We start from the raw sequence: 14,473 nt of genomic DNA, 5'->3' as shown, positions 1-14,473 counted from the left end.
CTTAGGGAATGTGAGCGTTTGCTAGCGAGAATTGCCTGCACAAAATCTCTGCCATGACGCTGGGCACGGCCTTTGGATCCTTGTTCGAGCCGCCGCAGGAGGGCGCCAGCCCGCGCACGGCCTTGGTGCTCATGGGCGGTGGGGCGCGCACGGCCTACCAGGTGGGCGTGTTGCTGGGCCTGGCGCAGATACTGGGGTCGGGCTCGCGGGCGTGGTTCGACATCCTGGTGGGCACCTCGGCTGGGGCCCTGAACGCTGCCTGTCTGGCCGACCAGGCCCCGGTGGGGGCGGTGGCGGTGGAGCGCTTGGCCCAGTTCTGGCTGGCGTTGCGCTCGGAACAGGTCTACTCGGTCCAGCCGTGGCGTGTGGGCCCGGGGCTGCGCTGGGCGGGCTTGATATCGCCGACATGGCTCTTGCGCCGACTGCCGCGTGCTTTGCTGGAGGCGTCGCCTTTGGCTCAGCACTTGGACCGAGCCGTGCGTCCGGCTCGCATTGCCCGGGCTTTGGAGCAAGGCCATTTGCAGGCGTTGGCGGTGACGGCCTCCAGCTACACCAGCGGCTTGCACTGGACGTTTTACCAAACCGGAGCGCGCTGGCAGCGTCCTGCATGGCAGCGGCCCGGGCGGCGTGCGGTGCCCGAGGTCATCGGGCATGGGCATTTGCTGGCGTCTGCTGCCATCCCATGCCTGTTTCCAGCCGTGCCACTGCAGGTGCAGGGCCGCACCGAGTATTTCGGCGACGGATCGATGCGTCAGATTGCCCCGTTGTCGCCCGCCTTCAACTTGGGCGCCACGCGGATCTTGGCCATCGGCGTGGGGCAGCCCGAGCGTAGCGGCATGGGCCACGGTGGGACGGTGGCGGCGGGTTATCCCTCCTTGGCCCAGATTGCCACCCATGCCATGGCCAGTGTGTTTCACGACACCTTGGAAGCCGATGTCGAGCAGGCCGAGCGGGTGAACGCCGGGCTGCGGCGATGGCGGCAGGCGACGGCCGCGGGCGGCTGGTCTTATCGGTCGGTGCAGGTGATGGCGATCCAGCCCTCGCGCTCGCTGGACGAGTTGGCCCAGGCTCATGTGCGGGCCCTTCCGGAGGCGGCTTTTCGTGCGCTGAAGTGGCTGGGCGGCACCCAGGCCGCAGGCGCCGCGCTGGCCAGCTACCTGCTGTTCGAGCCGCCTTTCGTGCAGGCGCTCATGGACCTCGGTCGCTCCGACGCGTTGGCCCGACGCGCTCAGATCGAGGCCTTCTTCGACGGCCAGGCCATGCCGAGCGCTTGATGTCATGAAGCGGTGCCATAATCGGCCCCGGTTCCATCACGGAGACTTCCTTGGACAGCCCCCAGCCTCGGCGGCCGTCCACTCCAGCCCGGGTCCGCGCGTTGTAACGACGGGCCGGCGGCCGCTCCCGGCGGCGTTGGGGTGAGACGGTGGCCGACCCTGACCCCTTCGCAAACCCCGAGAGACATGTGCGCCGCCTTGCCTGGGCGGCGCCCTGGTTGGAGAGTTCATGCTCAACGTCTTCACGCTGGCCAACGGCCGGCTCGTCCAGCAGGAGATCGATCGCCCCGAAGCGCTGTCGCAGGTGCAGCCGGTGTGGGTGGATCTCGAAGCGCCCACGCCCGAGGAGAAGGGCTGGATCGCCGGGCGCTTCGGTGTCAGCATCCCCCAAGACGTGGTGGACGAGGACCTGGAGGAGTCGGCCCGCTTTTATGAGGAAGACAACGGCGAGCTGCACATCCGCTCGGACTTCCTGATCGACGAGGACGACACCTCGCGCAACGTGCGCGTGGCCTTCATCCTGCATCGCAACATCCTGTTCTCGATCCATGACCACGACCTGCCGGTGTTTCGCCTGCTGCGCTTGCGCGCGCGACGCATGCCCGGGTTGATCGAGGACGCCAAGGACGTGCTGCTCAAGCTCTACGACGCCGACGCCGAGTACTCGGCCGACTCGCTCGAGGGCATCTACGACTCACTGGAGAAGGTCAGTGCCCTGGTGCTCAAGGAGGAGGTCAACGATACCGCCGCCGCCGAGGCCCTGGCTGCCATTGCCCGCGAAGAGGACTTGAACGGCCGCATCCGCCGCAATGTGATGGACACGCGCCGCGCGGTGAGCTTCCTGATGCGCTCGCGCCTGCTCAACGCCGAGCAGTTCGAGGAGGCCCGTCAGATCATGCGCGACATCGACTCGCTCGACTCGCACACGGCCTTCCTGTTCGACAAGATCAACTTCCTGATGGATGCCACCGTTGGTTTCATCAACATCAACCAGAACAAGATCATCCGCATCTTCTCGGTGGCCAGCGTGGCCTTGCTGCCGCCCACGCTGATCGCCAGCATCTACGGCATGAATTTCCAATACATGCCCGAGCTGGAATGGAAGTACGGTTACCCGTTCTCGATCGCGCTGATGGCGATGACGGTGATCGCGCCTTTCTGGTACTTCAGAAAGAAGGGCTGGCTCAAGTAGCCAGGATTGCGCCGGCCAGGGCGCGGCCGCTGAGCCAAGCGCGTTCGACGCCTTCGATGTTTTCGCCGGCATGCCACGTGTCACCGCAGGCGCCGATGCGCAAGGCGGCGTCCCAGCCGCAGGGCTCGCTCAGGGGCGCAGACACCTGGGCATAGCGCCAGCGGTGGGCCACGGCATGCACCGGCCGAGCCAGGCGCACGCCCAGTGTGTCGCTGAAGGCGTCGAGCAGGCGGCGCAACACCTGGTCGGCTGGGGCGTCGAGGTTGTGAGCGCTCCAGTCGGGCGTGGCGTGCAGCACCCAGCGGCAACCCACGCCGGCCACGCGTTCGCGGCCTGGCCGGGTGTCGTCGCGGCGCGCTTCGCGCAGTGGGCCCGCTGCCGGCTGCAGGCGCTCGCTGCGAGCGGGCAGGGCCAGCGGCCAGGCCGCCATCACCGTCCAGGTGGGCTCGCTGCGCACCGGGCGCACCGCCTCGGCCAGAGCGGGAGCCACGCCCAGCAAGGGCACGGCTTGCTCGGCCGGCACCGCCACCACCACGGCGTCGAAGACTTCCTCGGCCAGCCCGGGCACCGCCTGGTGGGCGCGCAATCGCCAGCGCGCGTCGGTCGTGGGCTCGATCGCAGCGATCTCGACTTCGAGGTGCACGGCCAGACCCTGGGCCAGGGCCCGAGGCAGGACGTTCATGCTTCCCACGCCGGTGTGGCGCACGTCGTCCACGCGCGCGAGCCAGCCCGCCTCGGTCCATTGCGCGACCTGCTGCGCAAAGCCGCCGCCACGGGCGGCGAAGTCGGCGCCCCCGTGATCGAAGGAGCCGGCCGGACTGCGCCGGGTGGACAGGCGCCCGCCGGGGCCGCGGCCCTTGTCGAAGAGCTGCACCTTCACGCCGGCGGCGGCCAGTTCGCGCGCGCAGCTCAGGCCCGCCAATCCGGCGCCGATGACGGCAACGCGGGAGATTGTCATGCGTTGGCCCTCCGCTTGAGCCAGCGCATGAGCCAACCCACCACCGGGAGCTTTTCGTACAGTTCCTCGGCGGCGTCCCAGTAGTCGCGGTGCTCCGCGATGCGGCCGTCGGGGGCGAACACCAGGTGCGAGGCGCCGCGCACCACCTGGGGGGCGTCGCTGTAGCGCCGGAAGCGGAAGAGGAAGTCCCAGGTCAGGAAACACTGGTCACCCTGGGCCACGGCGGCCGTCACGACAAAGCGCGGCTCGCGCAGCGCCACGTCCATGTGGCGGAAGATGCGCTGCACCTCGGCCAGCCCTCGCACCTCGTTGAAGGGATCCTTGAAGTAGCAGTCGTCGGTGTAGTAGCGGCCGAAGTGCGGCACCGACTCGGGGGTGAGCGACTCGAAAAAGTCGATCACGCCCTGCACGCGCGGGTCATCGTGGGTGATCATGGGGCGGCAGTGTAGGGCCACAGGCGGGCCCGGGTGTCACAGGCCGGTGGCCCGGCGCACCGCGGCGAAGTAGACACTGTCGCGCAGGGAGCGCAAGGCCTTGAGCCACAGCGTGAAGCGGCGCGGGAAGTGGATCTCGAAGCGTCCGTGCGACCAGCCGTCGAGCATGGCCTGGGCGGCCTGCTCGGGGGTGAGCAGGGCCGGCATGCGGAAGCGGTTTTGGGCGGTGAGCGGCGTCTCGACGAAGCCCGGGTTGATCACCGAGACCCCCACGCCCAGGGGTTCGAGGTCGAGGTAGAGCGTTTCGGCCAGGTTGATCAGCGCGGCCTTGGTGGGGCCGTAGGCCAGCGAATTCGGCAGGCCGCGGTAGCCGGCCACGCTGGCCACCAGGCTCAGGTGGCCCGAGCGCTGGCGTTGCAGCACCGGCAGCACGGCATCGAGCAGGTACAGCGCGCCGACGTAATTGACCTGCTGGTGTCGCAGGGCCTCGTCCAGGTCGAAGGCGGTGGCGCGCATCGCGCGGTAGTGGCCGGCGCAATAGACGACCAGGTCGAGGCGGCCGTGGCGTTCGGCCAGGTCCTGGGCGGCGGCGCGCAGCGCTTCGCGGTGGGTGGCGTCCAGGGCGATGAATTCGCTGCCCGGGTGCTGGGCGGTGAAGTCCTCGAGGGCCCGCACGTTGCGCGCCGACACGATGACACGGGCGCCGCGGGCGTGCAGGGCCGATGCCGTGGCGCGGCCGATGCCAGAGGACGCGCCCACCAGCCAGGCGGTACGGCCTTGCCAGTCGGTGAGCTTGGGGTTGAGGGCCATGGGGTCTTTCAGTGCTTCACGAAGGTGAGGGTGACTTCGCCCAGGCGCAGGCCGAACTTGCTCATCACCGCCTTGTTGAGCATCACGCGCTCGTCCATCAGGTACATCCAGTCGTCGAACTGCACGTCGTAGGTGCGGCCATCGACCGGCAGGCGCAGCGTGTAGCGCCAGTGGAAGGCATTGCCGCGCACCTGGCCGTGGGCCTGCCCCACCACGTCGTCGGCCCGGCCGGTGTAGCGGCCGTCGGCCAGGCGGGTGAGGCGCCACACGCGGCGTTCGGTGCGTCCGTCGCTGTAGGTGAAGGCCTCGTCGAGCACGCCCTCGTCACCGTCCCAGCGGCCCTCCATCACCACGGTGAAGCGGCGCACGACCTGGCCCGAGCGGTCCTGGAAGAGGCCGTAGGCGGTGAGCCGGCCGTTGAAATAGCGGCGCAGGTCCAGTTCGGGGTGTTCGCCGGCATAGGCGTCCAGGTTCTGGCTGGCGCAACCGCCGAGCAGCGTGGCCGCCGCCGCGGCACTCCCTATCACCACAAGACGTCGTCTCATCGTTCCCCTCCGGTGTCGTGCCGCATCCACAGGCCGTACAGCGCGCCGGCGGCGGCGAGCTTGAGCACGCAGGGCAGCAGGCAGTAGGCCAGGGTCAGCGCGGTCAGGCCCTCGGCGTCGCGCGTGCCCGGCTCGTAGCCGGCCAGTTGCAGCAGCGGCAGCGCCAAGCCGGCGGCCAGGGCCAGGTTGAGCTTGGTCGCGAAGTTCCACCAGCCGAAGTAGGCGCCTTCCGAGCGCCCCTGGTGACCGGCCCGCTGGATCACCCCGGCCAGCAGCGCGGGCGGCAGCGTCAGGTCGGCACCCAGGGCGATGCCGCTGGCTGCACACACGATCGCGTAGGCGACCACGTCGCCCTCGCCCAGCGTGGCCGCCCACACGAAGGCCGTCACGGCCAGCAGCATGCCCGCCAGCCAGCTGGGCGCCAGGCCGAAGCGTGCCACCGCGCGCACCCACAGCGGCACGGTCAGCGCGGCCGCGGTGAAGTACAGCGCGAGGAAGAGCGGCTCGTGAGCGGCCGCCTGCAGGCGGTCGCGGATGAAGAAGAGCACCAGCGTGGCCGGGATGGCGCTGGCGATGCCGTTGAGCAGGTAGATGAGCAGCAGCCGGCGGAACCCGCCAACGCGCCAGGGGCGCACCTGGCTCGGGTCGCGCAGCACCGGGGCGCCGCGGGGCTGGGGCGCCTGGCCCAGCCCCCACAGGCCGACGGCCAGCAGCACGGCAAAGACGGTGGCCGTGACCCCCATGCCCGCCACGCTGGGCAGCACACTGGCCACCAGCACGCCCACGAGCGCAAAGCCTTCGCGCCAGGCCACCACCCCCGCGCGCTGGCCGGCACTGCCGCCCAGCATGGCGCCCCAGGCCTGATGGGTCACGCTCAGGGCGCTGTAGCTGAAGTAGGTGACCAGCAGCAGGGCGGAGCACCAGGCCAGCAGGGCGGCCGTGCCCTGCACGGGCGGGAAGAAGAGGGCGGCAAAGCCCGCGGCCAGCACCCCGCCCATGGCCAGGGCCACCCGCCAGGCGCGGCGCGGCGAAGGGTGGAAGAGCCGGTCCACCACACGGCCGATCCAGGGGTCCACCAGCGCATCGGCCAGGCGAGCCCCCAGCAGCACCGCCCCCAGCAGGGCGAGCGGCACGCCGAACTCGGCCGCGTAATGCGCCGGCAGCACCACATACAGCGGCAGGGCCACGAAGGCCAGGGGCAGGCCCAGCGCGCCGTAGGACAGGCCCTGGGCCGGCGTGCCCCTCCAGGGGGTGGACGCCGTGCGACCCTCGGCGGTGGCAGGCAGGCGCGGCATGGCGGGTTGCAGGCTCATGGTCAGCGTTCGCCGGCGGCGGCGCCGATCAGGCGCTCACGCAGGCGCGGCTCGGAGGTGCGCGGCGACAGCCAGATGCCGAAGAAGAGCCGTGCGAACTCGGCGTCCTCGATCTCGGCGGTGCGCTGGCCGTTGAAGTAAAAGCGCGCACCGCGGCCCGGTAAATAGATGCCCACCAGCCGGTCGCCGTCGCCCACGTTGGGGAAGGCGCGCTTCATCGCCTCCAGCCAGGCGCTGGCCTGGGCGTCGGAGAAGGAGCCCACACGCCGCATTTCGGTGATCGAGCGCTCGGCGATGGCCGGGCCGTCCAGCCGGCGCAGGTAGTGCAGGGCCAGGGCCAGCGGCGTCTCGTCATAGCGCAACGCATCGGCCTGCGGCGGCAGCCACAGGCGGGCGTCGTACACGCGCAAACCGAGGAAGCTCATGCGGGCCTCGCCTTGCAGCTTCACTTCCGGCAGGGCGCGCTGCACCTCGGGCGGCGGCGCCGGCACGGACGCTATCGCGCCTGTCCAGGCGACGCAGCACAGCGCAACGAGGGCCCAGGGTTTCATGGCTTTCTCAGCGTGAACTGGATGACGTCGGTGTTGCCCATCGCAAACGCGGCTTCGCAGTAGGCGAGGTAGAACTCCCAGATGCGCATGAAGCGGGTGTCGAAGCCCAGCTTGCGCACACGGGTGTCCTCGGCCAGGAAGCGTTCGCGCCAGCGGCGCAGCGTCTCGGCGTAGTCGGCGCCGAAGGCCAGTTCGTTCACCACCTCCAACCCGGCCTTCCTGGCGTGAGCGCGGAATTCCGTGGGGCTGGGCAGCAGGCCGCCGGGGAAGATGTACTGCTGGATGAAGTCGGTCCCGCGCACGTAGCGATCGAACAGGTCGTCGCGGATGGTGATGCTCTGAATGCACGCGCGCCCGCCCGGCTTGAGTTGCCGGGCCAGGGTGGCGAAGTAGCCGGCCCAGTATTCGCGGCCCACGGCCTCGAACATCTCGATCGAGCAGATCGCATCGTAGGGGCCGTCGTCGATGTCGCGATAGTCCTGCAGGCGCAGGTCGGCCTGGTGCGCGCGCCCGAGCGCGGCCAGGCGATCACGCGCATAGCGCAGCTGCTCGCCCGATAGCGTCACACCGGTGACGTGGACGCCGAACTCGGTGGTGGCCACCTCGGCCAAGCCGCCCCAGCCACAGCCGATCTCCAGCAGGCGATCGCCCGGGCGCAGGCCGCATTCGCGCAGCGCGCGGCGCACCTTGGCTTCTTGGGCCTCGGCCAGGGGGCGGTCGTAGCGCCCTTCGAACCAGGCGCTGGAGTAGGCCATGCTCGGGTCGAGCCAGAGGCGGTAGAACTCGTTGCCCAGGTCGTAGTGAGCATGGATGTTGCGGCGGCTGCCCTCGCGTGAATTGCGATTCATCAGGTGGCGCACGCGGTAGAGCAGCCGGCCCCACCAGGTGCCGTAGATCACCGATTCGATGTCCTCGCGGTTGGCGATGAACAGGCGGATCAGGGCCGGCAGGTCGGGGGTGGTCCAGTCGCCGGCGATGTAGCTCTCGGCAAAGCCGATGTCGCCGGACTTCAGCGCCAGCGCGCAGACGTTCCAGTTGCGCAGCCGGATGGCCGCGCGCGGCCCCTCGGGCGTGCCGAAGTGGGCGGTGCTGCCGTCGGGCAGTTGCACGTCCAGGCTGCCATGGCGCAGGTGCGCCATCATGCGCAGGACGGTGCGCGCCGCAGCCGGCGCCGAAGGCGGCAGCAGCTTGGCGAGCTGTTCGGCGGGGTGGGTCGTGGTCGTGTGATTCATCGCGTCACCAGGGAATCGGGCGGTTCGGGCTTGGTGAAGAAAGGCACCCGCTTGGTCCACAGCTTGAGCGCCTGCCAATGGATGCGCGCGATGACGCCCACGCTCATCAGCGGATGGCCGAAGAAGGCGCGGCGCAGGCTGGAGCGCGTGACCGGCTCGAGCACCCCGCTGACGCTGGTCAGCAGCAGCGGGCCTTGCGCATCGTCGTGGTCGATACGCGCGACGGTGCGGGCCGGATGCAGGCCATCGGCGGGCGTGCGCAGGAAGCGGAAGCGGTAGCGACCCTCCACCTTGCAAAAGGGCGAGACGTGGAAGACCTTGCCGGCCTGCAGTTCCCGGCCCCAACCGAGCTGTGCGCCTGTGAGCAAATAGCAGTGGCGCTCGCCGAAGGTGTTGTTCACCTCGGCCACGATGGCCGCCAGCGAGCCGTCGCGACGATGGCAGTACCAGAAGCTCACTGGCTTGAACACATAGCCCAGCACACGCGGGTAGGTGTGCAACCAGATCTCGCCGTCGGCGTCCGGGATGCCTTCGCGCGCCAGCAGGGCCTCGATCCAGGCCAGGGCGTCGGCTCCCCCCTCGCCGTGGTCGGCGTCGTGGAAGCTGATCAGGCCGAAGCGGTTGCGCGGCAGGACCGGATCGCTCTGGCGGGCCAGGCTGCGCATGGGCAGCATCAGGAAATAGGTGGGATAGGCAAAGGCGTTGCGGGCCGGGCGCAGCCGTGTGTGCCGCACTTGGCCGAAGCCGATGAGGGCACGAACGGGGGGCTGGCTCATGCAGCCACCTGCATCGGGCCGTGCTGCCAGCGATCGAGCAGGCCCTGGGCCACCGCGAGGCCGGACTTCAGCCCGTCCTCGTGGAAGCCATAGCCCGCCCAGGCGCCGCAGAACCACACATGGCGCAGGCCCTGGATCTCGCCCAGGCGGCGCTGCGCGGCCACGGCCGAGAGGTCGAAGACCGGATGGGCGTATTCGTAGCGGCCGATCACGGTCTCGGGCCGCGGTGCGCGCACCGGGTTGAGCGAGACGATCACGTCATCCCGGAAGGGCAGGGGCTGGAGCCGGTTCAGCCAGTAGTGCAGGCAGACCGCACCGGCTTCACGACCGGCGTCTTCGGCACGCTCGTAGTTCCAGGCCGCCCAGGCCTTGCGGCGCCGCGGCATCAGGGTGGTGTCGGTGTGCAGCACGGCCACGTTGGGGTGGTAGCCGATGGCACCCAGCAGCTCGCGTTCGAGGGGCAGCGGGTCGCCGATCAGGGCCAGGGCCTGGTCGGAATGGCAGGCCAGCACCACGTCGTCAAAGCGTTCGCTGCCGCGGTCGGTGCTGACGATCACGCCGCCCTCGCCGCTGCCCGGTGGCACGCGGCGCACCTGGCGCACGGGCGTGTTCAGCCGGGCGTCGGTCAGGCCCGCGAGGATCTTGGCGACGTAGTGCTTCGCGCCGCCGCGCACGGTGTGCCATTGCGGCCGGTCGGTGATCTGGATGAGCCCGTGGTTGTGGCAGAAGCGGATCATCGTGCCGATGGGGAAACGCAGCATCTGGCCGGCCGGGCAGGACCAGATGCACGCCACCATGGGCAGGAAGTACCACTCGCGGAACTCGGCGCCGAAGCGGTGGCGGTCGAGGAAGGTGCCGATCGGTTCGGCCAGGGCGGCGTCCTCGCCCGCGCGCGCCAGCTCGGTCGTCAGGCGGTTGAAGCGCAGCAGGTCGCGCAGCATGCGCCAGAAGGCCGGGCGCCACAGGTTGCGGCGCTGGGCGAAGACGGTGTCGAGGTTGTTGCCGCTCCACTCCAGGTCGCGCCCCGGCAACTGCACCGAAAACGACATGTCCGACGCCGCGGTGTCCACCTGTAATTCGGCGAAGAGCTTGACCAGGTCCGGATAGGTGCGATGGTTGAAGACCAGGAAGCCGGTGTCCACGCCGTGGGTCACCGGCCGGCCCGACCGGTCGGGCAGCGTCACGTCCACCGTGTGGGTGTGGCCGCCGAAATAGCCGCCGGCCTCGAAGAGCGTGACCTGGGCGTGGGGGGCCAGCCGGTGGGCCGCAGCCAGGCCCGAGATGCCCGAGCCGACGATGGCGATGCGTCGCACGGCCATCCCCTCAGCCAGCCCGGGCCCGCCGCCCGACGGCGGGGGGGAAAGACAAAGGTGCTGCGAAGCGCCCCGAGACGAAGGAGGGAGGGAGGGAGGAGGAGGAGAGACGCCTCGGGATTGCAGCCGGCAGGGCCGGCCGTCTTCGCAGCACAAAAAACGGATCCAGGGACGACCCCGCCGGCCGATGCCGGCACGGACTCCCTTGTTGCATCAGAGACGCCGCAGCGCGGGAAGTTCCCCCGCGGCATGCGAGGCCGGCGGATGGGGAAGGAGAGAAGGACGGCAGGGTCATGGTTGTACTTTGCAGTTCTTAATATAACTGTGTAGTATCATTTTGCATCGAATGGTTCATTTGTCCAGCGGAATTTGAGGGGCTTCGGGTTTGTCCAGGGGTGGGATGCCTGGACGGTCCGGGGCTGTGGGTCTGAACGAGAGGTGCTGGCGTGCTGATGCCGGCCCGGAGATCAAGTGTCATGGACAAGACGGAGACTGTGTGGCCCACCCCCGGGCTGGACGCCGACGCAGGGGCTCCTGCCCGCGGCGCGATGTCGTCCATTGCCGCGGTCGAGCGGGACACCGGCCTGAGCAAGGACGTTCTGCGCATCTGGGAGCGGCGTTACGGCTTTCCCCGGCCGCTGCGGGATGCCGCCGGCGAACGGGTCTACCCGCCCGAACAGGTGCACAAGCTGCGCCTGCTGCAGCGCCTGATCGGGGCCGGCCATCGCCCCGGCCGGCTGATGACCCGTCCGGTGGAGGAACTGCAGGCCCTGATCGACCGCAGCCGCGTCCAGTCCGCTCCGGCGCTGGATCCTGAAGTCGCGCGCTGGCTGGACCTGCTGGGTGGGCTCGAGGTGGCCACGCTGCGGCGCGAACTGTCCCAGACCCAGTGGCGCGAGGGCCTGGCCCGCTTCGTCACCGGCAAGGCCCTGCCGTTCACGCTGGCGGTCGGGCAGGCCTGGATGCGCGGTCGGCTCCAGGTCTATCAGGAGCATGTGTTCTCCGAGGTCATGCAGGGTGTGTTGCGCCAGGCCATCGCCAGCGTGCCGGCGCCCGCCCCCGGGGCCCGGCCGCGCGTGCTGCTGAGCACCTTTCCCGGCGAGGCCCATGGTCTGGGCCTGCTGATGGCCGAGGCCCTGCTCGCGCTGGAGGGCTGCGACTGTCTTTCGCTGGGCGTGCAGACGCCGCTGGACGATCTGCTCCAGGCCGCTCGGGCCCACCGCTCGGACATCGTGGCCCTGAGCTTCACCTCGGCGCCGGCCCGACGGGCGGTGCTCGAGGGTCTGGCGGTGCTGCGTGGGGCCCTGCCAGCGTCGGTGCAGATCTGGGTCGGGGGGATGCACCGCTGGCTCAGTCGGCACCCTCGGCCAGGGGTCGTGACCTTGGCCAGCCTGTCCGACCTCGGGCCGGCCGTGGCCGCATGGCGTGCCTCGCCCGCCGTGTCTTGAGGAGCCGGGGATGCCAGGATGGCGCGGTCACAAGCAGGTTCTGCCCCACAAGCCCTGCGCGCATTGCGGCCGGCCGATGAGCTGGCGCCGGCGCTGGGCCCGGGTGTGGGAGGCGGTGCGCTACTGCAGCGACCGCTGTCGCCGCGAGGCCAGGCGCGCGCCACCGCGATGACCGGGCGCGTCCTGCTCATCCTGGGCGACCAGCTTTCGCCCGATCACCCGGCGCTGGCGGCGCTGGACGCGGCGCAAGACCGGGTGCTGATGATCGAGACGGCCGGCGAGGCCACCGCCGTCTGGAGCCACCAGGCCCGCATCGCGCTCTTCCTGGCGGCCATGCGTCACCACCGCGATGCCTTGCGCGCCCGGGGCTGGACGGTGGACTACCTCGACCTGGAGAGCGAACCCCCCGAGGTGCCGGCGGGGTTGGACCACCGCCTGGCCGAGACCCTGCGCCGCCTGCAGCCCTGCGAGCTGTGGGTGATGGAGCCGGGCGAGTGGCGCATCGAACGGCTGATCGAGGCCACCGCCGCGCAGGCCGGCGTGCCGCTGCGCTGGTGGGCGGACCCCCATTTCCTGTGCACCCGCGAGCGTTTCGCCCGCTGGGCCCAGGGCCGCCAGCAGCTGCGCATGGAGCACTTCTACCGCGAGATGCGTCGCGAGCACCGGGTGCTGCTCGATGCCCGGGGTCAACCCGAAGGCGGCGCCTGGAACTTCGATGCCGACAACCGCCAGCCCTACCCGAAGGGTGGCCCCGGGGCCATCCCGCCGCCGGCCTGGTTCCCGCCCGATGCGATCACGCAGGAGGTGCTGGCCCTGGTGGCGCGCCGCTTCGCCGACCACCCCGGCTCGCTCGCCCACTTCGCCTGGCCGGTGACGCCCGCCCAGGCGCGCAGCGCGCTGCAGCGCTTCATCGAGCACCGGCTGGTGGGCTTCGGGCCCTACCAGGACGCGATGTGGACCGACACGCCCTGGGGCTGGCACTCGCTGCTCTCGTCCAGCCTGAACCTGCACCTGCTGGACCCGCGCGAGGCGATCGCGGCGGCCGAGGCGGCGTACCGCGAGGGGCGCGCCCCGCTGGCCGGCGTGGAAGGCTTCATCCGCCAGATCCTCGGTTGGCGTGAATTCATCCGCGGCGTCTACTGGCTGGACATGCCGGGGCTGCGCGAAGCCAACCATTACGGCCACCACCGGCCGCTGCCGGCGTGGTACTGGACAGGCCAGACGCGCATGGCCTGCCTGCGCGAGGCCCTGACCCAGACCCTGGCCCACGGCTATGCCCACCACATCCAGCGGCTGATGGTGACCGGCCTGTTCGGCACCCTGGCGCAGATCGAGCCGGCCCAGGTGAGCGACTGGTACCGGGCGGTCTACGTCGATGCGGTGGAGTGGGCCGAGACCCCCAACACCCTGGGCATGGCCCTGCACGCCCACGGCGCCCGCTTCACCAGCAAGCCCTATGTGGCTTCGGGGGCCTACATCGACCGCCAGAGCAATTTGTGCAGAATGTGCGAATATCGCCCTAAAGAGAAAACCGGACCGCGCGCCTGCCCTTTCACGACTCTGTATTGGCACTTCCTGGACAATCACCGGCTGGCATTGCGCGCCAACCCCCGCACGCGGCCCATGACGATGCATCTGGACCGCTGGAGCGAGGCCGAGCGCCAGGCCCTGCGCGAGGCGGCATTCGCCCGTCTGCAAGACCTGGAGCGCCTCTAGCGGCCGCATCCGCTGGCGGCCGGCGTGCGTATCTGCACGCGCAAGCCTCAATGACTGGACCCAGCCCGACAAGAACCGACATGCTGTACCCTGAGCTTTTCAAGCAACTCGAAGCCGTGCGCTGGAACATGGAGCGCGACATCCCCTGGGACCAGTTCGATGCGTCCAAGCTCAGCGAGGAACAGGCGCAGACCATCAAGATGAACGCCATCACCGAGTGGGCGGCCCTGCCGGCCACCGAGATGTTCCTGCGCGACAACCGCGACGACAGCGACTTCTCGGCCTTCATGAGCGTGTGGTTCTTCGAGGAGCAAAAGCACTCGCTGGTGCTGATGGAGTACCTGCGCCGCTTCCGCCCCGACCTCGTGCCCACCGAGGAGGAACTGCACGAGGTGCGCTTCGAGTTCGACCCGGCGCCCGCGCTCGAGACCCTGATGCTGCACTTCTGCGGCGAGATCCGCCTGAACCACTGGTACCGCCGCGCCGCCGAATGGCACACCGAGCCGGTCATCAAGGCCATCTACGAGACGCTGGCGCGCGACGAGGCCCGCCATGGCGGCGCCTACCTGCGCTACATGAAGCGTGCCATCGGCCGTTTCGGCGACGAGGCCAAGGCCGCCTTTGCCAAGGTGGGCGTGCTGATGGCCAGCGCGCGCCGCACGGCCCAGGCCCTGCACCCCACGAACCTGCACGTCAACGCCAAGCTCTTCCCGCGCGACACCGTGCAAAGCCGCCTGCCCAACCCCGAGTGGCTGGAGCGCTGGCTCGATCAGCAGATCAAGTTCGACGCCGTGTGGGAGAGCAAGGTCGTCGAGCGCATCTTGCACAACATGAGCCTGCTGATGGATCGCAGCTTCAAGAGCGTGCAGGAACTCAACCGCTTTCGCAAGGAACTGGCGGCCCAGTTGGCA

General features: G+C 69.8%; 15 protein-coding genes. 6 read left to right on the top strand and 9 right to left on the bottom strand.

The features are described from left to right. Positions 1-53: 53 nt before the first annotated feature. Positions 54-1,274: a patatin-like phospholipase family protein gene (locus ACK4ZD_RS14370; protein WP_409663521.1), complete on the top strand. Its 1,221-nt coding sequence runs from the start codon at positions 54-56 to the stop codon at positions 1,272-1,274. 229 nt (positions 1,275-1,503) lie between these two features. Then, positions 1,504-2,466: a magnesium/cobalt transporter CorA gene (corA, locus tag ACK4ZD_RS14365; protein ID WP_409663518.1), complete on the top strand. Its 963-nt coding sequence runs from the start codon at positions 1,504-1,506 to the stop codon at positions 2,464-2,466. On the opposite strand, the gene ACK4ZD_RS14360 is transcribed toward corA, so the two are convergent. Genes ACK4ZD_RS14360 through ACK4ZD_RS14320 form a run of 9 tightly spaced genes read right to left on the bottom strand, consistent with a single transcriptional unit; the run spans position 2,459 to position 10,404 of the window. After that, entirely contained in the window at positions 2,459-3,424 is a 966-nt protein-coding gene (locus tag ACK4ZD_RS14360; protein ID WP_409663516.1) for an NAD(P)/FAD-dependent oxidoreductase, read from the bottom strand. The genes corA and ACK4ZD_RS14360 overlap by 8 nt on opposite strands. Next, positions 3,421-3,858 (bottom strand): nuclear transport factor 2 family protein, encoded by a 438-nt coding sequence (locus tag ACK4ZD_RS14355; protein WP_409663513.1) that lies wholly within the window; start codon positions 3,856-3,858, stop codon positions 3,421-3,423. Before ACK4ZD_RS14355 ends, ACK4ZD_RS14360 begins: the two co-directional genes overlap by 4 nt. Positions 3,859-3,894: 36 nt before the next feature. Continuing rightward, a complete protein-coding gene (locus tag ACK4ZD_RS14350; protein WP_409663509.1) occupies positions 3,895-4,668 on the bottom strand; it encodes an SDR family NAD(P)-dependent oxidoreductase in 774 nt (257 codons plus the stop codon). Positions 4,669-4,676: 8 nt separating this feature from the next. Continuing rightward, positions 4,677-5,213: a DUF3833 domain-containing protein gene (locus ACK4ZD_RS14345; protein WP_409663507.1), complete on the bottom strand. Its 537-nt coding sequence runs from the start codon at positions 5,211-5,213 to the stop codon at positions 4,677-4,679. Beyond that, positions 5,210-6,526 carry an MFS transporter gene (locus ACK4ZD_RS14340; RefSeq protein ID WP_409663504.1) on the bottom strand — a complete coding sequence of 439 codons (1,317 nt, stop codon included), beginning with the start codon at positions 6,524-6,526 and terminating at the stop codon, positions 5,210-5,212. The genes ACK4ZD_RS14345 and ACK4ZD_RS14340 overlap by 4 nt, the downstream gene beginning before the upstream one ends. A 2-nt stretch (positions 6,527-6,528) precedes the next feature. Beyond that, positions 6,529-7,077, bottom strand: coding sequence for a chalcone isomerase family protein (locus ACK4ZD_RS14335; RefSeq protein WP_409663501.1), 549 nt, complete (start codon positions 7,075-7,077; stop codon positions 6,529-6,531). Next, positions 7,074-8,309, bottom strand: a complete 1,236-nt coding sequence (locus ACK4ZD_RS14330; RefSeq protein WP_409663499.1) for a class I SAM-dependent methyltransferase — start codon at positions 8,307-8,309, stop codon at positions 7,074-7,076. The genes ACK4ZD_RS14335 and ACK4ZD_RS14330 overlap by 4 nt, the downstream gene beginning before the upstream one ends. Continuing rightward, the gene (locus ACK4ZD_RS14325) at positions 8,306-9,085 is read right to left on the bottom strand and encodes a DUF1365 domain-containing protein (protein ID WP_409663496.1); all 780 of its coding nucleotides are present in this window, start codon (positions 9,083-9,085) and stop codon (positions 8,306-8,308) included. The genes ACK4ZD_RS14330 and ACK4ZD_RS14325 overlap by 4 nt, the downstream gene beginning before the upstream one ends. Further along, positions 9,082-10,404 carry an NAD(P)/FAD-dependent oxidoreductase gene (locus tag ACK4ZD_RS14320; RefSeq protein WP_409663493.1) on the bottom strand — a complete coding sequence of 441 codons (1,323 nt, stop codon included), beginning with the start codon at positions 10,402-10,404 and terminating at the stop codon, positions 9,082-9,084. Before ACK4ZD_RS14320 ends, ACK4ZD_RS14325 begins: the two co-directional genes overlap by 4 nt. Positions 10,405-10,874: 470 nt before the next feature. Here ACK4ZD_RS14320 and ACK4ZD_RS14315 point away from each other — a divergent pair, with 470 nt between their 5' ends. From ACK4ZD_RS14315 to ACK4ZD_RS14300, 4 genes are all read left to right on the top strand, one after another. Beyond that, on the top strand, positions 10,875-11,846 hold the full coding sequence (locus ACK4ZD_RS14315; protein WP_409663491.1) for a MerR family transcriptional regulator: 972 nt from the start codon (positions 10,875-10,877) through the stop codon (positions 11,844-11,846). A 10-nt stretch (positions 11,847-11,856) separates the two neighbouring features. Further along, positions 11,857-12,018, top strand: coding sequence for a DUF2256 domain-containing protein (locus ACK4ZD_RS14310; protein WP_409663489.1), 162 nt, complete (start codon positions 11,857-11,859; stop codon positions 12,016-12,018). Beyond that, entirely contained in the window at positions 12,015-13,562 is a 1,548-nt protein-coding gene (locus ACK4ZD_RS14305; protein ID WP_409663487.1) for a cryptochrome/photolyase family protein, read from the top strand. The genes ACK4ZD_RS14310 and ACK4ZD_RS14305 overlap by 4 nt, the downstream gene beginning before the upstream one ends. A gap of 80 nt (positions 13,563-13,642) precedes the next feature. Then, a partial coding sequence (locus tag ACK4ZD_RS14300) for a ferritin-like domain-containing protein (RefSeq protein ID WP_409663485.1) occupies positions 13,643-14,473 on the top strand: 831 nt, incomplete at its 3' end.

This window comes from Caldimonas sp. (genome assembly GCF_046291045.1).
In the GTDB taxonomy this organism is placed as follows: Bacteria; Pseudomonadota; Gammaproteobacteria; order Burkholderiales; family Burkholderiaceae_C; genus Caldimonas.
Note: the sequence above shows the minus strand (reverse complement) of the source record. Positions and strands in the feature narration are given on the sequence as shown.

Bases quoted from the DNA above. Each gene is read 5' to 3' on its own strand.
- ACK4ZD_RS14370 (WP_409663521.1), top strand. From the start codon at position 54: ATGACGCTGGGCACGGCCTTTGGATCCTTGTTCGAGCCGCCGCAGGAG.
- corA (WP_409663518.1), top strand. From the start codon at position 1,504: ATGCTCAACGTCTTCACGCTGGCCAACGGCCGGCTCGTCCAGCAGGAG.
- ACK4ZD_RS14360 (WP_409663516.1), bottom strand. From the start codon at position 3,424: ATGACAATCTCCCGCGTTGCCGTCATCGGCGCCGGATTGGCGGGCCTG.
- ACK4ZD_RS14355 (WP_409663513.1), bottom strand. From the start codon at position 3,858: ATGATCACCCACGATGACCCGCGCGTGCAGGGCGTGATCGACTTTTTC.
- ACK4ZD_RS14350 (WP_409663509.1), bottom strand. From the start codon at position 4,668: ATGGCCCTCAACCCCAAGCTCACCGACTGGCAAGGCCGTACCGCCTGG.
- ACK4ZD_RS14345 (WP_409663507.1), bottom strand. From the start codon at position 5,213: ATGAGACGACGTCTTGTGGTGATAGGGAGTGCCGCGGCGGCGGCCACG.
- ACK4ZD_RS14340 (WP_409663504.1), bottom strand. From the start codon at position 6,526: ATGAGCCTGCAACCCGCCATGCCGCGCCTGCCTGCCACCGCCGAGGGT.
- ACK4ZD_RS14335 (WP_409663501.1), bottom strand. From the start codon at position 7,077: ATGAAACCCTGGGCCCTCGTTGCGCTGTGCTGCGTCGCCTGGACAGGC.
- ACK4ZD_RS14330 (WP_409663499.1), bottom strand. From the start codon at position 8,309: ATGAATCACACGACCACGACCCACCCCGCCGAACAGCTCGCCAAGCTG.
- ACK4ZD_RS14325 (WP_409663496.1), bottom strand. From the start codon at position 9,085: ATGAGCCAGCCCCCCGTTCGTGCCCTCATCGGCTTCGGCCAAGTGCGG.
- ACK4ZD_RS14320 (WP_409663493.1), bottom strand. From the start codon at position 10,404: ATGGCCGTGCGACGCATCGCCATCGTCGGCTCGGGCATCTCGGGCCTG.
- ACK4ZD_RS14315 (WP_409663491.1), top strand. From the start codon at position 10,875: ATGGACAAGACGGAGACTGTGTGGCCCACCCCCGGGCTGGACGCCGAC.
- ACK4ZD_RS14310 (WP_409663489.1), top strand. From the start codon at position 11,857: ATGCCAGGATGGCGCGGTCACAAGCAGGTTCTGCCCCACAAGCCCTGC.
- ACK4ZD_RS14305 (WP_409663487.1), top strand. From the start codon at position 12,015: ATGACCGGGCGCGTCCTGCTCATCCTGGGCGACCAGCTTTCGCCCGAT.